The following is a 2,232-nucleotide window of genomic DNA, read 5'->3' on the forward strand; positions in this document are numbered from 1 at the left end:
CCCGTACGGGCCGGGGCCCAGTGCCGTCCGCCGGCCCGCGCCCGTCGCCGGACACACCGGTCGCCGGACGCTCCGGTCATATGCGGGCGGCGGGGGACTGCGCTTCCACGACGTGCGGGCCGGGCTTCTGGAGCTGGAAGTACGCGCCTCCCAGCACCCGTTCCTTGAGCTTCTGGCTGCGATCGACCACCCGGTACAGCGAGCGGCGGACCACAGCGCCGGGGCCGTGCAGGGCGAACAGCCGCTCCTGCCGCAGCTGGAGACCGCGCGATGTGGCCACCGACTGCTCCCGGGCCCGCTGGAACTCCGTCCCCGCGTGCAGCAGCGCCGCCTCGTCACCGCCCGCGTCGAACGCCTCGCGCACCAGCGGGGCCAGCGTCACCGCGTCGATGATCGCGTGATTGACGCCCTGCCCGAGGATCGGTGTCAGCGTGTGCGCCGCGTCGCCGATCAGCATCAGACCCGGCATGGACCAGCGCGGGACCAGCGTGGTGAAGATGTCCAGCATCGAGGTGTCGGACCAGGAACGGATCTCGCCACGCACCGAATCGGCCAGCTCGGGGGCGAGCCGGTCCAGTCGCTCGTACAGCGCGGGCAGGCCCTCGGCGCGCAGTTCCTTCAGGCCGCCCTTGGGGATGTTGAAACCGACGCGCACGCTGTCCGGGTGGGTCGGGATGAAGAGCCCGTGCTGGTCGCCGCGGATCCGGATGCGATACGTACGGTCGTCCCACTCCTTCGGGAACGGCAGCTTCAGCCACACCACGTCACGGTCCAGCGGCAGCTTCGTGTACGACAGGCCCGACATCTCGCGGACCTTGCTGAACCGGCCGTCCGCCGCCACCGTGAGCGCCGCACGGACCGTCAGTTCGCCCTCCGGGGTACGCGCCGACACGCCCGTGACCGGACCGCTCCCGCCGTCCGCGCGCAGCAGCCGGGTGGCCGTCGCCCGGCGCACCAGGGAGAAGTGCTCCGGGTGTTGCTCCTCACCGAGCCCGGCCAGGGCCGAGAGCAGCGCGGGCTGGGGCATCTCCACCGGATAGGGGTGGGGGAACGGGAAGCGGCGGAAGTCGGCGCGCAGCACCGTGCTGCCGGAGTCGATGATCTCCATTCTGTGCATCTGCTGGTAGGCGCCGTCCAGTCGGCCGAGGACGCCCAGCCGGTCGAGCAGCCACACCGAGTCGGGGGATACCGACTCGCCCCGGAACGACCGGTCGAAATGACCGCTCTGCTCCAGGATCACGACGGAGACCGAACGCTTGGCGAGTTCCACGGCCAGCGTCAGCCCTGCGGGGCCGCCACCGACCACACACACTTCCGCGGTCAGCTCAGTTGTCATCGTCAGTGCTGCCTTTCAGAAGGGGGCATCCTCCACCGATGGTCCGCAGCGCGCCTAAAGCAGCTCTTGCGGGCGCATCGCGCGGACGACCGCGCGGGGACGCGTATCCACGCCCGTACCCGGGCGCAAGCCCGTCTTTAGGACGCGGGCACAAGCTCCCAAGCGCCTGCCCGCCCCCGCAGAGAGGCGAACCGACCGTGAGCACAGCAGTGACGACGTCCGATCCGGAGCGCACCGGCCCGGCCGGCCCCCTCGACCGGCTGCGCGCGCTGTACGGCGAGCACCGGCTCGCCGCCGAGTACCCGGCGGTGCCCGGACTGCTCGCCGAACTCGCCGAGCCGGACGACGGGCTCGCCCAGTTGTCGCGCGCGGGCCGACTGCTCGCCAAGGTCGCTCCCGAGGACATCGTGGAGCGCCATCCCGGTGTCGTACCCGCCACCGTCGCCGTCACGGGACACGGCACCGTCGACGGGCTGACCGCACCGCTCACCGCGGAACTCGCCCGCCACGGCATCCCGTTGCGCAGGAGCGCGGGCGACCACGACGCGTGGCGGCGCGACCTCCAGGACACCGGCAGCCACCTGTACGCCCCGGGCACCGAACTCGCCCTCTGCCTGCTCGACGCCCACATCATCTTCGACGAACTGCCGCTGCCCTGGAGGACGGAGGACGTCGCCAGGACCGCCGCCGGCAAACTCGACCTCCTCGACAGGCTCGCCGCCCGCTACGACGAACACGGCGGCGGCACCCTCGTACTCAACACCCTGCCGCTGCTGCCCCAGCACACCCAGCAGCTGATCGACCACCGCTCCCGCACCGAACTCTCCATCGCCTGGCGGGAGTTCAACATCGGTCTGCTGCGGCTCCCCCCCCCCCCCCCCCCCCCCCCCCCCCCC

Annotated in this window: 1 protein-coding gene and 1 pseudogene; one reads left to right on the forward strand and one right to left on the reverse strand. The window is 72.0% G+C overall.

The window, feature by feature from the left end; all coding sequences use genetic code 11:
* Positions 1-76 precede the first annotated feature (76 nt).
* Complete coding sequence (locus tag GA0115259_RS37155) at positions 77-1,336, reverse strand: FAD-dependent oxidoreductase (protein ID WP_176732785.1); 1,260 nt, start codon at positions 1,334-1,336, stop codon at positions 77-79.
* A 197-nt stretch (positions 1,337-1,533) separates the two neighbouring features.
* Here GA0115259_RS37155 and GA0115259_RS37160 point away from each other — a divergent pair.
* A pseudogene (locus tag GA0115259_RS37160) lies at positions 1,534-2,232 on the forward strand (methoxymalonyl-ACP biosynthesis protein FkbH); the annotation flags it as partial.

Origin of the sequence: Streptomyces sp. MnatMP-M17, assembly GCF_900091995.1 — a bacterium.
Classification (GTDB): domain Bacteria; phylum Actinomycetota; class Actinomycetes; order Streptomycetales; family Streptomycetaceae; genus Streptomyces.